This is a genomic window from Parabacteroides acidifaciens, assembly GCF_003363715.1.
In the GTDB taxonomy this organism is placed as follows: Bacteria; Bacteroidota; Bacteroidia; order Bacteroidales; family Tannerellaceae; genus Parabacteroides; species Parabacteroides acidifaciens.
The window spans coordinates 1-3571 of the sequence record NZ_QREV01000107.1 but is presented as its reverse complement, the minus strand read 5'-3'; the positions used below and the strand labels follow the sequence as shown (position 1 = coordinate 3571).

Here is a 3571-nt window from a genome sequence, read left to right as displayed (position 1 = left end):
GGTGAACAATATATCATACTTTTTATTTAGACTCAAAAATATATATGCATAGCTCCACTATTTTTCGGGGTGATCCACGATATCCCAAACCAACGAGTTGCGAGGAGCAGAAAAGAAAAGCGGAGAGAGTATTTCTACTTTCTCCGCTTCAGTACCCAGAGCCGGGATCGAACCGGCATGGAAGTGAATCCACTGGTGTTTGAGACCAGCGCGTCTACCAATTCCGCCATCTGGGCATTTGTTTTTTTCTAATGCGTTGCAAAGGTAGGCATTATTTTTAAACCTGCAAGGGTTTGTCGCTTTTTTTTCATTTTATATCTTCTTAGTAGTTGAAGGCAGACTAAATACCGGAATATTTCGTTAACTTTGTAAGAGTAAAACTAAAAAACAACCTGAATCATCATGAAAGATAATTATTGCGTTATCATGGGCGGCGGGATTGGTAGCCGCTTCTGGCCTTTCAGCAGAGAAAGTTACCCGAAACAATTTCTCGACTTTTTCGGCACAGGCCGGTCGCTGCTACAGATGACATTCGATCGTTTCTCTAAAATCATCCCGGTCGAAAATATTTATATCGTAACGAATGAACAATACGCATCACTTGTAAAAGAACAACTGCCCGAACTGGAAGAAAGGCAGATCCTATTGGAGCCCGCACGCCGGAACACAGCTCCATGCGTCGCTTATGCAGCCTATCATATCAAGGCTTGCAACCCGAACGCGAATATTGTCGTTGCTCCCTCCGACCATTTGATCCTGAAGGAAGATGTCTTCCTGAAAGACGTGCAAAAGAGCCTCGACTTCGTCAAAGACAACAACGCCTTAGTGACCTTAGGTATCCGCCCGAGCCGCCCCGAGACAGGTTACGGATACATCCAGAGCAGCGACGTCATGTTAGGAGAGTTCACCAAAGTAAAGACATTCACCGAAAAACCGAATATCGAGTTAGCTAAAGTATTCATGGAAAGCGGCGAGTTTTTCTGGAACTCCGGCCTCTTTGTTTGGAACGTCAACTCGATACTGGAGGCATTTGCAAAATTCCTCCCCGATATTTCCCTCCGTTTCGACCTGGGAAAAGAAAAATTCAATACGGAAGAAGAACGGGGATTTATTACCGAAAACTTCCCCTACTGCCTGAATATCTCCATCGACTACGGCATCATGGAGAAAGCGGATAATGTCTATATGTTGTGCGTCGACTTCGGTTGGGCCGACTTAGGGACATGGGGATCGCTGTTCGACCTTGCCCAGAGGGACGAACAAAACAATGCACTGCTCAAAAGCGAAGCGATGTTGTACGAAAGCACCGGCAATATCATTGCACTCGACAATCCCAAACGCCTCGCCGTCATACAAGGGCTTAATGATTGCATCGTAGCCGAATCCGGAAATGTCCTTCTGATCTGCAAGAAAGAAGACGAACAGCGGATCAAACAATATGTAGCCGATGTCCAGATGAAGTTCGGCAAAGAATTTAATTAAATAATAAACAAAAAAGCTGTATCAAAAACCCCTCGTTCCCGCGCTTGACGCGGGATCGCATTAGAACTGGCAGTATAACAACTGATTGACAAGACCTGTTCTCTTGCGGCCCCGCGTCAAGCGCGGGGACAAGGATATTTTGATACAGCCACGTTTAAACTAACCGTTCTTCTTTCCCAACCCCAACAGGAACTCGATCAGTGACCTCACAAACTCCAAAATCGACCTTACTTTACTCATACGCTTTCTTTTTTTTAATTACTGATTAATAATTGAATCTGGCGTGCGATCGACACCAACATCTTCCGGTATGCCGCCCGGTTGTCGCCGTTCACCTCGCTGATGTAGCGGCTGTAGGCGATCTCCTGCGCATAGGCCGCCGGATAAGCACTGACTGCCGCCGCCTGCGGATAAGCGGTAAAGACGAGGCGGGCAAAATCCAGAAAACTATGCTCCGGCGTGTCGTAGCGGCGAAACAACAAGCCCCCGCTCCCCAAGTCCGTCTTCCCGCCATGCCAGTACGCATTTGTCACCCCATAGCCCGTAATCCCGAAGAAATTATGATACTTCACCGCTAACGTGCTCTCTCCCCAACCCGATTCGATTGCCGCCTGCGCCAATATCACCACCGGATTCATCCCATACAGCTCACCCGCCATACGCGCCGCCCCGCCATACCCTTTCACAAACTCCCCCTTCTCCATAATCTTTTAATTCTTAATTTCTTAAACTTTCAACTTTCCCCTTTCAACTCTCAACTCTCAAAGGATTCCCGGTCTCTCAACAGGCGGTTTCCCCGGTTCCAGCAGTATGTGTTCACCTTTTACCGTCAGTGTCAGGTTGCGCAACAAAGTGCCCGGACGGAAACAGAGGCGGGGCCGGCGAAGCTGCGACGCCTGGAACACATCCTCCGACGTGCTCCCGGAACTGCCCAATATATACTGGAAATTACCCAACTCGCCAAGCTGCACCACTTCGCCACGTTCCAACGATTTTGCCATGAATTTTGTCATCCGGTCTACCACCAGTTTGACATCGCCGCTCGAAGCCGTCGAGCTCTCCGCTATCAAATCGCAGAGTTCATCAAAGGTGCAGGTACGCGTGGCGCGTGTCTGTGCATAATAGAGAAACTCCTTCCCCTCTTCCACTTTCTTACTTATGTTCTTCCGCAAAACCAAATGATACTTTATTCCCATAAACGTTACTTTTTTAAATGATTAATAAGGACTGTCTTGTAATTAATTACACTGTAAAGATACAGCGCAGCCCACCCCCCTTTGAAGACACGGGCGACAGGGCGTGACATCCCCGCCTTTTATTACCGATTACCACCGGAAACATTTGATAATGTGATATTTATTCCGTATATTTGATTAATTAAAAACACACAAAAATGACAACAACAACCTTCCGCATCCATGCCTACGGAGTAGGCGAACTGGCCGGCCTGTACAACCCCCACCTTTCCCACCGTGGCGCCATCATGCAGCTCTGGCGCTGGATCAACTACCAGGGCGTCCTGAAAGAAAAACTGACCACCTTAGGCTACCGCCCGGGAATGCGCTGCTTCACCCCCAAAATGGTCGCTTGCATTGTGGAGCATTTGGGGGAGCCGTGAAGATAATGTGCCAATGGGGGAATGTGCCAATATGCCAATGATAAGAAAAACTGGCTGAATTTGTAAATGAAGATTTAGCTGTATATTTTGGACAGAAGAACAAATGAAGATTTGGCGGTCTGTTCTTTTAATGGGACAAGCTCCTTATCATCTGCGACAGGCGTTCCCGTCCCATCTTTTCCCGGACAGGGGCGGTTTTTTTTCGGACGGGAGCGAAAAAAGGGGCACGAGGGGCACGTTAAAAGGCTTTTTCCGTAACTTTTATAAATATACGAGACGAGATATGCTCTTCTGTAGTATATCTCGTCTCGCGTTATGATAAATGTTTAGAAAAAGGCCTTTTAACGTGCCCCTCGTGCCCCTTTTTACTAAAATGGAATAGATGGATTTGAGCCAGCGTGCTCTTTTTCAACAGTTTGACTAATCTCGTCTTTCGGCAGTGTTTCGTCTGTAATTCCCATCTGACGGGCC

At 47.4% G+C, this 3571-nt stretch carries 4 protein-coding genes and 1 tRNA gene; 2 read left to right on the top strand and 3 right to left on the bottom strand.

Features of this window, described 5'->3' with window-relative positions:
- Window positions 1–152: 152 nt before the first annotated feature.
- Window positions 153–236: transfer RNA gene (locus DWU89_RS20240), tRNA-Leu, on the bottom strand.
- Window positions 237–402: 166 nt separating this feature from the next.
- Between DWU89_RS20240 and DWU89_RS20235 the strand changes: the two genes are divergently transcribed.
- Entirely contained in the window at window positions 403–1482 is a 1080-nt protein-coding gene (locus tag DWU89_RS20235) for a mannose-1-phosphate guanylyltransferase (protein ID WP_115501432.1), read from the top strand.
- A gap of 254 nt (window positions 1483–1736) precedes the next feature.
- Here DWU89_RS20235 and DWU89_RS20230 read toward each other — a convergent pair whose 3' ends face one another.
- Window positions 1737–2186 carry a glucosaminidase domain-containing protein gene (locus DWU89_RS20230; protein ID WP_115501431.1) on the bottom strand — a complete coding sequence of 150 codons (450 nt, stop codon included), beginning with the start codon at window positions 2184–2186 and terminating at the stop codon, window positions 1737–1739.
- 57 nt (window positions 2187–2243) lie between these two features.
- On the bottom strand, window positions 2244–2678 hold the full coding sequence (locus tag DWU89_RS20225; protein WP_115501430.1) for an HU family DNA-binding protein: 435 nt from the start codon (window positions 2676–2678) through the stop codon (window positions 2244–2246).
- A gap of 197 nt (window positions 2679–2875) precedes the next feature.
- Here DWU89_RS20225 and DWU89_RS20220 point away from each other — a divergent pair, with 197 nt between their 5' ends.
- Window positions 2876–3100: a DUF4248 domain-containing protein gene (locus DWU89_RS20220; protein ID WP_115501429.1), complete on the top strand. Its 225-nt coding sequence runs from the start codon at window positions 2876–2878 to the stop codon at window positions 3098–3100.
- Window positions 3101–3571 lie beyond the last annotated feature (471 nt).

Bases quoted from the DNA above. Each gene is read 5' to 3' on its own strand.
- DWU89_RS20235 (WP_115501432.1), top strand. From the start codon at position 403: ATGAAAGATAATTATTGCGTTATCATGGGCGGCGGGATTGGTAGCCGC.
- DWU89_RS20230 (WP_115501431.1), bottom strand. From the start codon at position 2,186: ATGGAGAAGGGGGAGTTTGTGAAAGGGTATGGCGGGGCGGCGCGTATG.
- DWU89_RS20225 (WP_115501430.1), bottom strand. From the start codon at position 2,678: ATGGGAATAAAGTATCATTTGGTTTTGCGGAAGAACATAAGTAAGAAA.
- DWU89_RS20220 (WP_115501429.1), top strand. From the start codon at position 2,876: ATGACAACAACAACCTTCCGCATCCATGCCTACGGAGTAGGCGAACTG.